Source organism: Rhizobium arsenicireducens (genome assembly GCF_964021225.1).
Genome location: NZ_CAXHYK020000001.1, coordinates 3,930,301 through 3,947,243, shown reverse-complemented (window position 1 = coordinate 3,947,243; position 16,943 = coordinate 3,930,301). Strand labels below are relative to the sequence as shown.

Annotated in this window: 10 protein-coding genes; 6 read left to right on the top strand and 4 right to left on the bottom strand. The window is 63.2% G+C overall.

From position 1 onward, the window contains the following. The first annotated feature begins 13 nt into the window (after window positions 1–13). Both ACWPVA_RS19270 and ACWPVA_RS19265 read left to right on the top strand, forming a co-directional pair. Window positions 14–1,939, top strand: coding sequence for an autotransporter assembly complex protein TamA (locus ACWPVA_RS19270; protein ID WP_454289203.1), 1,926 nt, complete (start codon window positions 14–16; stop codon window positions 1,937–1,939). A 30-nt stretch (window positions 1,940–1,969) separates the two neighbouring features. Then, window positions 1,970–6,133: a translocation/assembly module TamB domain-containing protein gene (locus ACWPVA_RS19265; protein ID WP_454289202.1), complete on the top strand. Its 4,164-nt coding sequence runs from the start codon at window positions 1,970–1,972 to the stop codon at window positions 6,131–6,133. A 19-nt stretch (window positions 6,134–6,152) separates the two neighbouring features. Here ACWPVA_RS19265 and ACWPVA_RS19260 read toward each other — a convergent pair whose 3' ends face one another. After that, a complete protein-coding gene (locus ACWPVA_RS19260) occupies window positions 6,153–6,578 on the bottom strand; it encodes an Lrp/AsnC family transcriptional regulator (protein ID WP_454289201.1) in 426 nt (141 codons plus the stop codon). A 121-nt stretch (window positions 6,579–6,699) separates the two neighbouring features. On the opposite strand from ACWPVA_RS19260, the gene rocF reads away from it, so the two are divergent. The 4 genes from rocF to ACWPVA_RS19240 all read left to right on the top strand — a co-directional run bounded on the left by rocF (window position 6,700) and on the right by ACWPVA_RS19240 (window position 11,429). Then, a complete protein-coding gene (gene rocF / locus ACWPVA_RS19255) occupies window positions 6,700–7,635 on the top strand; it encodes an arginase (protein WP_454289200.1) in 936 nt (311 codons plus the stop codon). A 19-nt stretch (window positions 7,636–7,654) separates the two neighbouring features. Further along, window positions 7,655–8,857 carry an ornithine--oxo-acid transaminase gene (gene rocD, locus ACWPVA_RS19250; protein ID WP_454289199.1) on the top strand — a complete coding sequence of 401 codons (1,203 nt, stop codon included), beginning with the start codon at window positions 7,655–7,657 and terminating at the stop codon, window positions 8,855–8,857. A 308-nt stretch (window positions 8,858–9,165) separates the two neighbouring features. Then, a complete protein-coding gene (locus ACWPVA_RS19245; RefSeq protein ID WP_454289198.1) occupies window positions 9,166–10,950 on the top strand; it encodes a methyl-accepting chemotaxis protein in 1,785 nt (594 codons plus the stop codon). Continuing rightward, on the top strand, window positions 10,950–11,429 hold the full coding sequence (locus tag ACWPVA_RS19240) for a chemotaxis protein CheW (RefSeq protein WP_115670337.1): 480 nt from the start codon (window positions 10,950–10,952) through the stop codon (window positions 11,427–11,429). The genes ACWPVA_RS19245 and ACWPVA_RS19240 overlap by 1 nt, the downstream gene beginning before the upstream one ends. Window positions 11,430–11,559: 130 nt before the next feature. On the opposite strand, the gene ACWPVA_RS19235 is transcribed toward ACWPVA_RS19240, so the two are convergent. From ACWPVA_RS19235 to ACWPVA_RS19225, 3 genes are all read right to left on the bottom strand, one after another. Next, window positions 11,560–13,215: an OFA family MFS transporter gene (locus ACWPVA_RS19235; RefSeq protein ID WP_454289197.1), complete on the bottom strand. Its 1,656-nt coding sequence runs from the start codon at window positions 13,213–13,215 to the stop codon at window positions 11,560–11,562. A 295-nt stretch (window positions 13,216–13,510) separates the two neighbouring features. Further along, a complete protein-coding gene (locus tag ACWPVA_RS19230) occupies window positions 13,511–15,535 on the bottom strand; it encodes a sensor histidine kinase (RefSeq protein WP_454289196.1) in 2,025 nt (674 codons plus the stop codon). Continuing rightward, on the bottom strand, window positions 15,528–16,919 hold the full coding sequence (locus tag ACWPVA_RS19225) for a sigma-54-dependent transcriptional regulator (protein ID WP_454289195.1): 1,392 nt from the start codon (window positions 16,917–16,919) through the stop codon (window positions 15,528–15,530). Before ACWPVA_RS19225 ends, ACWPVA_RS19230 begins: the two co-directional genes overlap by 8 nt. Between the last annotated feature and the right edge of the window lie 24 nt (window positions 16,920–16,943).

Here is a 16,943-nt window from a genome sequence, read left to right as displayed (position 1 = left end):
AGCAAATGTGTGCATGCCGAGTAGACCGAAATCACCGAAGGATCGTCTTGCACCTCGCAGGACAGGCACCGCACTTGGGCTGGGGCTTGCCTTGGCGGCAGCCCCAATATTGATCGGCGATGCATACGCCTTCAGGATCTTCGGCATCACCATCTTCGGCGAAGACGAGGCGGTCAACGACGTCATCGATCCCGTCCGATACAGCATCACCCTCGACACGGACGGCGCCGCCAAGGACCTCGCCGAGGCGCTCAAGCGAACCTCGCTGCTGGTGCGAGGCGAAGACGCACCTGTCTCCGGCGACCTCGGTCTGGTTATCAGGGCCCGCGACGATCGAGATAGACTGATCGCCACGCTCTACGAGAATTCCCGCTACGGCGGCGTCGTCAGCGTCACGATTGACGGCCGCAACATCGACGACCTGCCGCCCATTCCGGCATTCGCGCGCAATGGTCCCATCCCGGTCAGCATCCGGGTGGATCCGGGCCCTGCCTTCTCTCTCGGAAATGTGACACTCGAGGATGATGCCGCCGGCCTTGACCCCTCCGTCTACGATCTGGTGCCGGGCGGTCCGGCCGGATCGCTCATTATCCTGAAGGCGGGCGAGAAGATCGTCGACGACCTGAAGGCCGAAGGCCGGCCGCTTGCGGTGCTGGCGCGCCGCGACGTTATCGCCGATCACGAGTCGCGAACGGTCGACGTAGTCCTTGCGGTGGAGGCCGGGCCTGTGGCGCCAATCGGCGAGGTGACCGTCAAGGGTGCCCGAAATGTCGACTCCGCCTTTATCGCCCGCTATTCGCGGCTGCGACCGGGCCAGATTTATTCACCGGAACAGTTGAAGAAGGCCGCGGAGCGGCTTCGAGCGCTCGGCACCTTCTCCACAGTGACCATCAACGAGGCGAAGGGACTTGCTGCCGATGGTTCGCTGCCGCTCGGCATCGTCGTGGCCGAGGGCAAGCACCGCTATTTCGGCGTCGGCGCCAGCTTCTCGTCGATCGACGGACTGGGAGTCGAGGGTTATTGGGGCCATCGCAACCTGTTCGGCCAGGCGGAATCGCTGCGGCTTGAAGGCAAGGTCGGCGGGCTCGGCGACTGGAGCGGCGTCGAGGACCTCGATTACAGCGCGGGCATCACCTTCATCAAGCCGGGTGCCTTCTTCCCCTCGGCGACGCTTGAGGCGAGCATCAAGGGCGCGACGCAGACGACCGCGTCCTATGACGCCGCCTCGGTCCTCGGCAAGGTGGCTTTCGCCTATGAGATCACCGACTACGACAAGGTGACGGCCGGCGTGTCGCTCGGCTATGACGACATCGACGATGCCTTCGGCAACAACACCTATCTGACCTTCGGGGTGCCGCTCGGCTATACCCGCGACACCCGCGACAACAAGCTCAACCCGACGGAAGGCTTCAATGCCGCACTGAGCGCCATCCCTAGCTACGAAATCCTTGGTGAGACCTTCTTCTCAACCTTTGAGGGCTCGATTTCAGGCTACTACAGCCTTGGCATCGAGGACCGCGTGGTGCTGGCGGCAAAAATCTCGGCCGGAATGCTGGTCGGCGCGAGCGAACTCGAGTCCGTCCCGGCGACGCGGCGCTTCTTTGCCGGCGGCGGGGGCTCGGTGCGTGGATATGCCTATCAGGAAATTTCGCCGCTCAATGCCGCAGGCGATGCGACCGGCGGGCGGGCCTATGCCCTCGGCTCGTTCGAGGCTCGCGTCAACGTCACCGAAACGATCGGCATCGTGCCCTTCGTCGATATCGGGTCGGTGACTGCCGCGAATTATCCGGATTTCTCCGATATCCGCATGGGTGCAGGCATCGGCCTGCGCTACCAGACGCCGTTCGGGCCTCTGCGCCTCGACGTTGCCATGCCGCTCGACCCTTACGACGGCGGCAGCAAATACGGAATCTATGCCGGCATCGGCCAGAGCTTCTGAGCCACGCCCGAGAAGGACAAAGAAAGCCGCATGCGACTGCTGAAACGCCTTACGAGATTTGCCCTTCGCCTGTTCGCCTATGGCGCCGGCGCGACGCTGGTGCTCTGCTTGCTGGCGATCCTCGTGGGCGGCTTCACCGGTGTGGGCGGCAGCTTTGTGGCCAGCCAACTTGCTTCCATGCTCTCGACGCCCGACCAGCGGATCTCTATCGACGGTGCGGGACCGCTTCTTGATGGCAAACTGCGAATCGACAACGTGACCCTGGCTGATAGCCAAGGCACGTACGGCGAGATCCGCGGTCTCGCCATGGATTGGTCGCCGCTCGATCTTCTGAGCGGTCGCCTGACGGCCGAGCGGATTGCCGCGAACTCGGTGCGCATCCAACGCGCGCCCGTCGCGGCGGAGCAAGACGTGGTGAAAGACGGTTCCGGCTTTTCGTTGCCGATCGAAATCGACGTAAGGTCGCTCGACCTTCCGGTGGTCGATCTCGGTCAGGGACTTGCCGGCCGGGACATTCGACTGTCGCTTTCGGGCTCTGGCCAGGCGGTCAGCGACCGCATCGCGGCGCAGCTTCGGGCCACGCGCGCCGAGGTTCCGGAGGCAGGGGCAACTGCAGACCTCGTCTATGCACCCGCAGAAAATCGCCTGCGCCTGACCGGTGAGTTGAACGAGCCGGCGAATGGGCTTTTGGCCGGTCTGCTAAGGCTTCCCGGCAGCCCGGCGCTTCGTCTCGGAATCGACGGCGACGGCCCGCTCAGCGACTGGACGGGCAAGGTGACAGCCGAAGTCGATGGTCGCCCGACGCTCGCCGTTGAAGCCACACACCGCATTGCCGCGGGCCTGCGCAGCATCACTGCCACGGGCGGCGGACGTTTCGACGCGCTGCTCCCGCCGACGCTTCGCCCTCCTTTCGAAGGCGAAACGGTGATCGACCTTGCGGCCAGCCTCGACCGGAATGGCGCAGTGACGATCGAAAGGGGCAGGCTCTCGACCGCCGCCCTCGATCTGATCGCCTCCGGACGCTACACCGCCAATGGGACGAACGACCTGAAGGCCCGGCTGGTCAGCAAAGCGGGTCCTGTTCCGATCAACTGGACAAGCGGAAACCAGACAATCGCAGCAACAGTCGAGCAGATTGCCCTTGCCATCAGTGGCCCGGCCAGCAGCACGGCGATCGATCTAACGGGCCGCTTCGCTTCCCTGGAACTGGCGCAGGGCACGCTTTCCGGCGTCGATCTTGCGGCATCGAGCGATACCTTCGACCTCGCCACCCTCACGGGACCTCTCCGGGCCACGCTTTCCGTCGCGGCAAGCCAGCTCGCCGACACCGAACTCGATCGCATCCTCAAGGCGCCGCTGACGATCAAGGCACCACTTGTGATCAGTGCGACTAGGCTTGGCTTCGACGGCGCCACAATCGAAAGCACCACGATCGGCGGCAAGCTCAGCGGCGAATATGCGCTGAACGAAGAGGCGTTGACGGGCCGATTCGAGTTGTTCGCCGTGCCCGGCGTACTGCCCGAGAACCTTGCAAGCAAGTTCGAGGGCACGATCGGCCTTGCCGGCACGCTCGAGTACGCGTTGCCGCGCGACCTCAGGCTCTCCGACCTGAGGGTGACCACGAGTCTTGGCGAGGCGACCGGCTCAGTGAGCCTTGGCGCCGAAAACGAGCTGAAGGCCGATCTCGCCGGCCGGATCAGTAACCTTGCCGCTTTGGTTGACAACATCAGCGGCAGCGCGGAGTTCGCCCTTTTCGCAGAAGGACCGCTCGATGCACTGGCGGGCAAGCTGTCGTTGAAAAGTGAGGCAGCCGTGGCCGCCGGGCGCAAGCTGGAGAACCTCTCCGTCGAGATCGACGGAACGGCGGACCGCAGCGTGCCGAAGGGCACCTTGAAAATGTCCGGGACACTCGACGGGCAGCCGATCGAAGGGGCCGCCGATCTCGTCTCCAAAGACGGCCGCTCGGAGATTCCGGCGCTGGCAGTAACGGTCGGAGCCAACCGGATCGAGGGCGCACTGAGGTTCTCGCCGGCCTTCGCACCCTCGGGAACACTGAGTTTCGACTTGCCGGAGATCGGCCTGATCGCCGCCTTGGCGGGACAAGACGCAAGCGGCGACCTCAAGGGCTCCGTCGACCTTACAGAGAGCGGAGGCAAGCTGTCTGCCAAAATCGTGGCGACTGGTTCGACTCTGACCCGCGACACGCTCACCATTGCCGCGCCCGACATCAGCCTTGCCATCTCCGACCTTGCCACCTTCGCCGCCGAGGGCAGTGTCAGCGCCTCGACTGTGTCGATCGGCGCCAATCGCATAGAGACGCCTGAACTCGCATTTTCGCGACAAGGGTCCAACACAGCCTTTAATCTAGATGGCCGATACGATGGCGCACCGCTGCTGGCCGAGGGCCGGATCCAGCAGCAGGAGCCCGGACTACGGATCACGCTCGACGCCCTCTCGGCCACGCCGCGCCGCATCCCGCTCAAACTCGCCAGGCCCGCTGCCTTCGCCGTCGTCGGCGGCAATGTGACGATCGAAACGGCAGTGATTTCTGCCGGCTCCGGCACGGTCGACATCACAGGCAATGTCGGCGAAACGCTTGACCTGAATGCGGTGCTTCGCAACGTACCCGCCTCGCTAGTCGCGACAGTAGCCCCCAGTCTCGCGCCCGAAGGTGCGATCTCCGGCACGATCACGGCCAAGGGCACGCCTGCGGCGCCCGTCGTCGACTATGCACTTGATTGGGCAAACGCTGCCGTTGCCCAGACCCGGGGTGCCGGCGTCGGCGCGTTCTCGCTCTCCGCGAAGGGTGAGTTCAGCGATGGCCGGCTGTCGCTCGACACCCAGGCCACCGGCGAGGCAGGGCTTGGCCTTTCCGGCGGCGGGACGCTTAGCCTTTCCGGCGAGAGGCCAATCGCAATGAATTTCACGGGCAATCTGCCATTTGCCGCGCTGACCGGCCTCCTGTCGCGCCAGGGCCTTGTGCTGGAAGGTTCAGCGGATGCCAATGTCTCCGTCTCCGGCGGGCTCGGCGCGCCGCAGATCACAGGAACGGTGCGTACCTCAGGCGCGCGCCTGATCGATGTCCGCCGCAATCTCGCTATCGAGCAACTGGCGGCAACCGTTACCTTGGAGGGCAACCGCGCCTCCGTCACCGGCCTCACCGGCAAACTCGCGAGCGGCGGCACGATTTCAGGCGGCGGCACGATCGATATCCTCTCGCCCGGCATGCCCGCCGACATCACCATTACGCTCGACAAGGCCGTCTATGTCGACGGCACCATGATGGCGAGCACAGCCGATGGTCAGCTGACCTTGAAGGGCCCGCTCCTCACCGCTCCGCTTCTGGCCGGCAGGGTCGACCTGACGGAGACGGCAATCACCATTCCGGAAAAACTGCCGACCAGTCTCGCCGAACTTGACATCCAGCACAGGAACGCGCCACCGGCGGTCCGCCGCCAGATGGCCACGATCACCAAGACCGAGCGCCATGGCAGCCAGTCATCGATCAATCTCGACCTCATCGTGTCGTCGCCGACGCAGATTTTTGTGCGCGGTCGCGGCATCGACGCCGAGCTCGGCGGAACGATCGCCGTTACCGGCACCGCCCAGGCACCGAACGTCTCCGGCGCCTTCGATCTCAGGCGCGGACGCCTCTCGATCTTGACCAAGCGCATGCAGTTCACCAACGGAACGATCACCTTCGGCGGCGGGCTGATTCCAATCCTCGACATGGAGGCGACGACGACCTCGGGAACGACGACGATCATCATCAAGATCGCTGGCTTCGCTAACGATCCAACCGTCTCCTTCTCGTCTTCGCCGTCCCTACCGCAGGACGAAATCCTCGCGCAGCTGATCTTCGGCCAGTCGATGGCACGCCTTTCTCCCCTCCAGATTGCCCAGTTGGCCGACGCAGCCGCCCAACTCGCCGGAGGTCGCTCCACCTCGCTGTTCGAGGCCTTGCGCTCGACGCTTGGCGTCGACGATCTCGACATCTCGACCGACGAGACGGGCCAGGCCAAGGTCAGCGCCGGAAAATACCTGAATGACAGGACCTATATCGAGCTCCAGCAAGGTGGCGCCGGAGAAACGAAGGCAGTTATCAATCTCGACATCGGCCGAGGCGTCAAGCTGAAGGGCGAGGCAGGCGCGGAAGGTGCGGGCGCCGGCATCTTCTACGAGAAGGAATACTGAGCCGACGAAGAATCGGCGGTCAGCCGACTTTGCTGGTTTTCAGCAGGATGCTGGACTCCGTCGTGTTGATCCCCTCGATCAGGCGGATACGCCGCAATGTCTCGTCGAAGGAAGCAAGATCGCGATCCTCCAGTTCGGCGATGAAATCCCAGCGCCCGTTGGTGCTGTGCAATGCCCTCACTTCCGGCAAGCCGCGCAGCTGATGGGCGACGCGGTCGGCGAACTTCCCCACCACCTCGATCATCACGATGGCCCTGACCCCGGCTGGTCGGATCTCGCTGCCCGTGCGGATGGTGAAGGCGGCAATCGTTCCGTCCGCCACCATGCGCTCGATACGGGCCGCAATCGTGGCCCGAGAAGCCCCGGTCATCGCCGCCAGTGACGAGGCCGGGATGCGGGCATTGTGGCGCAGAGCGCTGAGAATATCGTGATCAAGGTCGTCCATTTTACATTTCGTCAGAATAAACTGTCGATTTGCGCAAACTTACTCACTTTCTGATTATTTTCCATCTTTTTGCAGACGCTCGCATTGACGAAGATCATCTCCCGCACACGAGGAGATCCTGATGAACGACAAGACCAATGCCGTCACGCTGATCGGTGTTCCACTGGAGGAAGGCTCCGGCCGCGGCGGTTGTGCCATGGGCCCGGCCGCACTGCGGATCGCCGGGATCGGATCGGCACTCGGCGAGCTCGGTTACCGCGTCTCCGACGCAGGCGATCTGCGCCCGACGCCGGCCACGGAGGCCGGTGATCATCCGAAGGCGCATAATCTCCCGATCGTCGCGGCTTTCACGCGCGCCATCGAAGAGCAGACCTATCGTGCCGCGGCCGATGGCACCCTCCCCGTTCTGCTCGGCGGCGACCACAGCCTGTCGATGGGCAGCGTCTCCGGCATGGCGCGGCGCGCCAAGGAACTCGGGCGTCCGCTCTTTGTCCTTTGGCTCGACGCGCATGCCGATTTCAACACCCCGGCAAGCTCTCCGTCCGGCAATATCCACGGCATGCCCGTCGCCTACTACTGCGGCAAGGCCGAGTTCGCCCCGATCCTGCCTGCCGCCAGGCCTTTCGTCGATCCGCGCCACGTCTATCAAGTGGGCATCCGTTCGGTCGACGACGAGGAACGTCTGGCGATCGCTGAAAACGGCGTCAATGTCTTCGACATGCGCGCCATCGACGAAGAGGGCATGGGCGCGATCATGCGGCGGATCATCGCCGACGTTTCCAAGGCCAACGGCCTGCTGCATGTCAGCCTCGATGTCGATTTCCTTGATCCGGATGTCGCTCCCGGCGTCGGCACGACCGTTCCCGGCGGTGCGACTTTCCGCGAAGCGCATCTGATCATGGAGATGTTGCACGACAGCGGTCTCGTCTCATCGCTCGACCTCGTCGAACTCAATCCCTTCCTGGACGACCGGGGCAAGAGCGCCCGCGTCATCGTCGAACTGGCGGCCAGCCTGTTCGGTCGCCGCATTCTCGACCGCCCCACCCGCGCCGCTTAGATTAACCCGAGGACCAACGATGTCGAACACAGCAGATCTCATCGCCACCGAACAGCGCCTCGGCGCGCATAATTACAAACCCCTCGACGTCGTCCTGACGCGCGGCAAGGGCGTCCATGTCTGGGACAGCGAGGGAAAGCAGTATCTCGACTGCCTGTCGGCCTATTCGGCCGTCAACCAGGGCCACTGCCATCCGCGCATCCTCGCGGCCATGACGGAACAGGCGTCCAAGCTCACGCTCACCTCGCGCGCCTTTCGCAACGACCAGTTGGCGCTTCTCTATGAGGAACTGGCAGCGCTCACCGGCTCGCACAAGATCCTGCCAATGAATTCCGGCGCGGAAGCGGTCGAGACCGCCATCAAGGCTGTGCGCAAATGGGGCTATGAGACCAAGGGCGTGCCGGACGGAAAGGCCGAGATTATCGTCTGCTCCGGCAATTTCCATGGCCGGACGCTCAGCATCATCTCCTTCTCGACCGACCCGGATGCGCGTGAAGGTTTCGGCCCGTTCACGCCCGGCTTCCGCATCGTGCCCTTCGGCGACGCCGAGGCATTCGAGGCGGCGATCAACGCGAACACCGTCGGCGCGCTGATAGAGCCGATCCAGGGCGAGGCCGGCGTCATCATCCCACCCGCCGGCTACCTGCGGCGCGTGCGCGAGCTTTGCACGGAGAAGAACGTCACCCTGATCCTCGACGAAATCCAGACCGGGCTTGGCCGTACCGGTAAGCTCCTCGCGGAGGAGCACGAAGGTATCGAGGCAGACGTCACACTGATCGGCAAGGCACTGTCCGGCGGATTTTACCCCGTCTCGGCGGTGCTTTCCAATTGCGAGGTGCTCGGCGTGCTGAAACCAGGCCAGCATGGCTCGACCTTCGGCGGCAATCCGCTCGCCTGCGCCATCGCCCGCGAGGCGCTCAAGGTGCTGGTCGAGGAGAAGATGGTCGAGAATTCCGCCGCGATGGGCGAGTACTTCCTCCAGGGCCTCCGTTCCATCCGCTCGAACATCATCAAGGATGTCCGAGGCCGCGGCCTGATGCTGGCGGTCGAACTCGACCCGGACGCTGGCGGCGCCCGGCAATACTGCTACGCGCTGAAAGACCTGGGGCTGCTCGCCAAGGATACCCATGTCGACACGATCCGACTGGCCCCGCCGCTGGTCATCAACAAGGAACAGGTGGATTGGGCGCTGGAAAGAATAGCCAAGGTTCTGATGCAGTAGCGGCTGCCTGACTGGGCGCTTTTCGTCTTATCAGTAAGGCTCTCGCCACCCAGCGGGAGTCTTTTTGTTTCGATGCCTGCCTGTTGGCGCTGACTTTTTTTGGCGGCATGTGCTCACCATGCGAGACTTTGGATCGGCCCCTCATCCTCTTAAACAGCCCTTAACTATAACCCCCCATTTTTAAGGGGAGTCGAGCGCCGCGGGAAATCTGCCGCAGCATGGCTACCGTAACTATCTCAGAATTTAGATCATGGCACAGGCGACGATCGAGCCGCTCATCTACGTGCCAAAAATAGAGGGGACTGAGAGTGCACATCAATATTTTCGGCGCGGATGCAAAGGCGATCCTTGCAGCCCTAAGCAATTCACAAGCTGTCATCGAGTTCGGCCTCGACGGCAAGATCATCACCGCCAACGAGAATTTCTGTCGGGCGCTCGGATACGAGCTCTCGGAAATCCAGGGCAGGCATCACAGCATGTTCTGCGATCCGACCTATGTCGCCTCGCAGGAATACAAGGAATTCTGGGCCAATCTCGGGGCGGGCCGTTTCGAATCTCGTGAGTACAAGCGCATATCGAAGACCGGCCAGGATGTCTGGATTCAGGCCTCCTACAACCCGGTACTCAGCGGCGGCAAGCCCTACAAGGTCGTCAAATTCGCCACCGACATCACAGCCCAAAAGCTGAAGTCGGCCGAGGACGCCGGCAAGATCGCGGCAATCTCGCGCGCCCAGGCGATGATCGAATTCACGCCCAGCGGGGAAATTCTCACCGCCAACGACAACTTCCTCGCCACACTGGGCTACAGCCTGTCCGAAATCCAGGGCAAGCATCATGCGATGTTCTGCGAGCCCTCCTACACCCAGAGCGCCGATTATCAGCGCTTCTGGCAGAAGCTCGCTGGCGGCGAGTTCGTCGCCGAGGAGTTCAAGCGTATCGGCAAGGGCGGCAAGGTCGTCTGGATCCAGGCCTCCTACAATCCGATCTTCGACATGAACGGCAAAGTCTTCAAGGTCGTCAAGTTCGCGACCGACGTTACAGATCGGGTCCGCTCCGTCGATGACGTCGCGGCCGGCCTGACGGCCCTTGCCGAGGGCGACCTGACCGCGCGGATCGAACGTCCGCTGATCCCCGGCCTCGACCGTCTGCGCCTCGACTTCAACAATTCGCTCGACAGACTGCAGGCAGCAATGGCCACGGTCGGCGAGAACACCAATGCCATCGCGGCAGGATCCAAGGAAATCCAGTCGGCCTCCGACAATCTGGCCAAGCGCACCGAGCAGCAGGCCGCAGCTGTCGAGGAAACCGCCGCAGCGCTCGAGGAAATCACCCAGACCGTCACCGACAGCGCGAAGCGCGCCGACGAGGCCGGTTCGCTCGTTGCCCGCACCAAGGCCGGCGCGGAAAAATCGGGGGAAGTGGTCAAGAGCGCGATCAACGCCATGGGGCAGATCGAATCCTCGTCACGGGAAATCTCGAACATCATCGGCGTGATCGACGACATTGCCTTCCAGACCAACCTCCTGGCCTTGAACGCCGGCGTCGAAGCGGCCAGAGCAGGCGAAGCCGGCAAGGGTTTTGCCGTCGTGGCACAGGAGGTTCGTGAACTGGCCCAGCGCTCGGCCAACGCCGCCAAGGAAATCAAGGCGCTGATCACAACCTCCGGGGAACAGGTGCGCAACGGCGTCTCCCTCGTCGGACAGACCGGCAAGGCGCTGGAACAGATCGTCTTGGAAGTTCAGGACATCAACAGCAACGTCATCGCCATCGTCGAGGCCTCGCGCGAACAGGCGACCGGGCTGCAGGAGATCAACAAGGCGGTCAACGCCATGGACCAGAACACGCAGCAGAATGCGGCGATGGTCGAGGAGACGACCGCCGCCAGCCACAGCCTTGCCAGGGAGTCCGAAACCCTTCGCAATCTCCTTTCACAATTTAGATTTGGGCAACACTCTTCGGCTACAGTCTCCATAGCGCGTCCTGATGCCAGACCTGTCGCATCCCCGGCACGCAAACTCATGGCGAAGGTCGCTCGTGCCGCAACCGGTGGCGCCGCGACTGCCCAGGCACAGGAAAGTTGGGAAGAATTCTAATGGCGACTGCGATCAATTCGACAAGCTTCAACGGTGAAACCCTCGAAATCATCGCCTTCCGGCTGCATGATCAGGAATTCTGCGTCAAGACCACGACCATCCGCGAAATCCGCGGCTGGGCGCCGTCCACGCCGATCCCGCACGCCCCCGCAGACGTCATCGGCGTGATGAACCTGCGCGGCTCGGTCATCCCGATCATCGACCTCGCCTACAAGCTGGGCATGAAGAGCACGGTTGCCAACGAACGCTCGGCCATCGTCGTCGCGGAAGTCCATAACATGGTCATCGGCATGCTGGTCGACCGCGTCTCGGACATCCTCACGATCCCGTCAAGCCAGGTCCAGCCGGTCCCGGAGATCTCGGCTTCCTTCGACAAGTCCTTCTCCGAAGGCATCATTGCCAACGAACATGGCATGATCTGCTTCCTGAACCTCGCCAAGATGTTCAAGGGCAGCGAGATCGAGGAAATGGCCGCCTGAGCGGACTGAGCTCGTGGAAACATTCAGATAAGCACTGAAAAAGGGCTCCGCACTGCGGAGCCCTTTCTCTTTGTCCCTTCAAGCAGGGCGACGGCAAAGAATGCTGCCTCCAACCTGCGATTGCCTTGCTTCAGCCAAACAAGACGAAGGTCTTCTGCAGCGTGATCCATACGCCCCAGAGGATCGGGATGCCGACCACCGCCCAGGCGACCAGCGCCTTGCCGTCGAGGCCACCCGTGCCGATGCCGAAGGAGCCGGTGGGGCCTGCAGCCTCGGCCTTCGTCTTGGCCTGCAGCGATGCCACCTCCTCGTCGGACATGAACCACTTGTCGGAAAGGGGCCTGACCAGGAAGTTGGCGACGAGACCGAGCGCCAGCATGCCCGCCAGGATATACATGGTGAAGTCGTAGACTTGGGCGCGCGGAATGCCCGCCGCGATCTGCGCCTCACGGATGTAGTTGACCACTACCGGGCCGATGATGCCCGCGGTTGCCCAGGCGGTCAGCAGACGGCCATGGATCGCGCCGACGAACTGCGTGCCGAAGATGTCGGCGAGATAGGCGGGAATGGTGGCAAAGCCGCCGCCATACATCGACAGGATGATGCAGAAGGCAGCGACGAAGAACACCTTGCTGCCGATCCCGGCAGCCCAGGGGGCCGAGGCGTAGAGCAGGATGCCAAGCAGGAAGAAGACGTAATAGGTGTTTTTGCGGCCGATCTTGTCGGAGAGTGAAGCCCAGAAGAAGCGCCCGCCGATGTTGAACAGCGACAAAAGCCCGGTGAAGCCGGCGGCGATCGCGGCGATGGCCGTTAACTGTTCCTTGCTGAGATCGGAGAATTTCAGTTCGGGCAATCCGAGCAGCGAGCCGGCGAAGATCTCCTGCAGCATGGGCGAAGCCATGCCGATCACGCCGATGCCGGCCGAAACGTTCAGCGTCAGAACAGCCCAGATCAGCCAGAACTGCTTGGTCTTGTGGGCATTCTTGAGGTGGACGTGACGGCTGGTGATCATGCTGTTCTTGGCGACCGGCGGTATCCAGCCCTCCGGGCGCCAGCCGGCCGGCGGGATGCGGTAGCCGAAGGCACCGCCCATCATGAAGACGAAGTATACGCCGGCCATCACGACAAAGGTCTGCCAGACGCCAACCGAGGTTTCGCTCTTGAAGATGTTCATCAGCATGTCGGCCAGCGGCGCACCGATCATCGCACCGCCGCCGAAGCCCATGATCGCCATGCCGGTGGCCATGCCGCGACGGTCGGGGAACCACTTGATCAGCGTCGAAACGGGCGAGATATAGCCGAGCCCGAGGCCGATACCACCGATCACGCCGGCGCCGAGCCACATCAGCCACAGCTGATGGGTCATGACGCCCACGGCGGCGATCAGAATACCGCCGCACCAGCAGCAGGCCGAAACGAAGCCGGCGCGCCGCGGACCAACCCGCTCGAGCCACCCGCCCCAGATGGCTGCCGACGAACCAAGCAGGACGAAGAACAGCGTGTAGATCCAGCCAAGATCGGCGACGCGCCAATCGCAGCTGGTGGTGAAGAGTGCCGATACCAGCGTCAGGTCCGGACAGGCGACCGACTGGCTGATGCCGAGCGATCTGGTGAGCGGCAGCCAGAAGACCGAAAAGCCATAGGCCATGCCGATGCAGAGATGGATGGCAAGGGCGGCCGGCGGCACCAACCAGCGATTAAATCCGGGTTTGGCAATAATGCGTTCGCGGTCGAGAAGGCCACCGCCTCCATAGCCGCCTGTCAATGTTTCGGTCGTAGCAGACATATTTGAAATCCTCCCTCCCATCGGTCGTCGCCGATGGCTCTTTCCCCGCCGCATTGCCGTGATCTGCACCCGTCGCTCCTCTGACAAGGCATCCGCGGCATCGGCCACAAGCAGGAGCGCAAAAGCACTCCCCCTCCGCTCTGATCGTCCCCCTTGGCGGCGACCGTCGCGCACCACGCGGTGCAAACCGCATGCCAGACATCGGGTGAAAGCTTTTCAATGCCTTAGGGAAACGAGCTGCGCACTCCAGGACAGATTGTCCGAAAGATAGAGACAAATTGTCCGAACAACGCCGTCAGGCGGCTTCAGGAAGCCAGATGGAAAAGGTCGTGCCCTTGCCCGGCTTGCTCTCGACAGCAAGTGTGCCCCCCTGACGCGTGATCAAGGTTTGGCTGATCGACAGGCCAAGACCCGTGCCATCCCGGCGCTTGGTGGTAAAGAAGGGATCAAATATCCGCGAGACCAGCTCCGGCGACATGCCGATTCCAGTATCCGTCACATCGAGGACTATCCCGTCTCTGCCGTTGCGCGGCTCGTCACGACTGGCAAGCCGAAGCTTGCCACCATCCGGCATGGCATGAATGGCGTTGACGATCAGGTTGATCAGAACCTGCTGCAACTCGGTCCGATTCATCAGGACCTGCCGCGTCGCGTCATCGTCCCGCTCGACGGCGATATCAGCCTTGCCCAGCAGATGCTGCACGAGCGGCAAGCAGTCCGAGATCACGTCGGCGACATGATGACGCTCGACATAGCCGGCATATTCTTCCGGCTTGGCGAATTGGAGCAGCTTGGTGACGATCTGGTTGACCCGATGAATCTGCTCGTCGATCAACCGCAGTTCCGTCGACACATCATCCGCGTGGTCGCCAAGCACGCTGCGCACCACGTCGAGATTGCCCTGCATGACGGCGATCGGGTTGTTGATCTCATGGGCGACACCCGCCGTGATCTCGCCGATCGCCGCCAACTTCTCCGACATGATCAACTGCTTGGTGGTCGCCTCCAACTGTCGGTTCGCCAGTTCGAGTTCCCGCGTGCGCTCGGCGACCCGATCATTGAGCTCGTCGTTCCAGCTTCGCAGATCTCGGTCGCGCTGCTGCAACTGATCGAGCAGGCTGTCGAGATGGACCGCCACCCGCCCGATCTCGTCGCTGCCGTCGGTCAGGCCGGATCGTGCGCCGAGATCGCCTTGCTCGACCTTCGCGATGGTGCCCGTCATCCGTTCCAGCGGCTTGAAGATCGCCCGCGCCCAGCGCAGGAAGATCGGCACGCTGGCGGCCGTCACCAGAAGGAAGGCGACGACGATGCCGATAATGGTTTCCGTCTTGGCCCGGGCGAACGGCGCCTCGAGGAAACCGACATAGAGCATGCCCACACGCTTGCCGAAGCTGTCGCTGATCGGCTCATAGGCGGAGACGTACCAGTCGTTGACGACGAAGGCGCTATCGAGCCAGACGCGTCCCTCGTCCAGCACCGTCTGGCGCACGGCCGCCGAGACGCGGGTGCCGAGCGCCCGCTTGCCCTCGAACAGCCGGACATTGGTGCTGATCCGGACATCCTCGAGAAACAGCGTCGCCGTGCCCTGGCTGCCCTCCGGCAGGCTCGCCGCGCGATAGACGAGGTCGTTGATCGTGTCGATGAAGACGAGATTTTGGTTGAGCAGGATCCCGCCGACCAGAGCGGCTCGGCTCCCGTCCGGCAGCCGCGCCGGGCTTGCCGAATGCACGACCATGCCGCGCGTTTCGCTCGCCCTATCGGTCGCCACTGCGTTCGGCGTCGGCACGAGTTCGAGCTTGGCGCGCGCGGCAAGTTCCGGTGAAATGGCGGCCAGTTCTTGTTGGGAGAAGATGTCGATGGCGGTTTTCGGCTCGCCTGCCAATGCGGCGTGGAGGACCGGCCAGTCCGTTCGCAGCCCAGCCAGGCCCGCAAGGCCGACCGGCTCTGTCGCCATGCCGTGCCGTTGCACCAGGAAGAGGAAATCGAGGCCGAGGCGCGTGCGATTTTCCTCCAGATAGGCCGCAAGTCCGGCCCCGCCGTCGCGCGCCGCCGCTTCTCGGAAGGCAACCGAACCGGTCAGCGCCGAGAGATGCTCACCGGTATTCTCCAGGATCCGTGCCAGATACTGGTGCGCGATGGTGAGGTCCGCATTGACCTTCGACGTCAGCAGTGCATCGAACTTCGCTTCCCATCGGGCCATGGTGGCAACCAGCAGAAGCGGCAGGATGACCAGCGTCGGCAGGAGCGCGATGGCAAGGAGGCGGTAGCGGATCGATCGTCCGCGGCGCAGCACCGGCTCCTGGGTCTCCGCCTCAGGCATTCCACGACACGAGCTTGCGGTCGATGGTCTTGCGCGAAATGCCGAGCCGTCGGGCCGTCTCCTCACGATCCCCACCGGTCTCCTCGAGCACGGCCAGGATATGGCGGCGTTCCACCTCCTCCAGCGTTCCCGACGGCGCATTTACCGCGCCCGTCCGTTGGCCGCGGAAATCGTCCGGAAAACCGCCGAGGATGAGCGAACGCTCGATCAGGTTGCGCAGCTCGCGCACATTGCCCGGCCATCCATAGGCGGACAGGGCGGCCTTCGTGGCCTTGTCGATCGGCACGGGCGGCATGCCGAGCTGCTGCGACAGCTTGTGCATGAAGAGGCTGGCAAGCTCGAGAACGTCGTCGCCCCGGTCACGCAGTGGCGGCAGCTTCAACTGCATGACATTGATGCGGTAGAAGAGATCCGTGCGGAAGCCGCCTTCCTGCACGAGCTTTTCCAGATTGGCATTGGTGGCGAAGACGAAGCGCAGGTCGACCGGCACTTCGCGCTCCGCTCCGACCGGGCGCACACGGCGATCCTCGATCACCCGCAGGAGCTTGCTCTGCGTCGCCAGCGGCATTTCGCCGATCTCGTCGAGGAAGAGCGTGCCGCCCTGGGCATGCAGGAAAAGGCCTTCACGCCCGGCTTCCGCGCCGGTAAACGCACCGCGCACATGGCCGAACAGCTCGGATTCGATGACGTCCGGCGGAATGGCAGCGCAATTGACCGGAACGAAGGGTTTTGTTGCGCGGTCGGAAAGAGCGTGCAGCGAACGCGCCGCGACCTCCTTGCCTGTTCCGGATTCGCCGGTCAGGAGCACGGTCGTCGGCAAGGGCGCGACGCGAGCCAGCGTTTCGCGCACCTGCTGGATCGCCGCCGAGCCGCCGATCAGCTTGTCGCGCAGCAGGATATGGTCGGCCGTCGCCCGAAGCTCGTATCGCAGCACGAAGTTTTCCCGCTGCAATCGCATGCGGTCGAGGCAGCGCGCCACGGCGTTGAGGATCTGGTTGGAGCGGAAGGGCTTCAGCACAAAATCGACGGCACCGGCGCGCAAGGCCCGGATCGCCGTTTCGAGGTCGGCATAGGCGGTCATCAGGATGGTATCGGCGAAAAAACCAATTGCCCGCTGCTCGATCAGCCAGTCAACACCGTTCTTGCCCGGCATGATATTATCGAGGATGACGACGTCGAAATGGTGCTGGTCGAGCTTGCGCGACGCCTCTTCGGCATCGGCGGCTTCCTCGATCCGCTTGCAGCGAGGGCTGAGCGTGCGCACGAGAAAATTGCGCATGCCGGGCTCGTCGTCGACCACGAGAATCGTCGCCTGCGCCAGCCAGGGACCGAATTCCGGATCGCGCTCGCTTGCCTGGACCTTTCGTGCCGTTTCCGCCCTCACTATGCCGCCCGCTCCCCTCGTTCA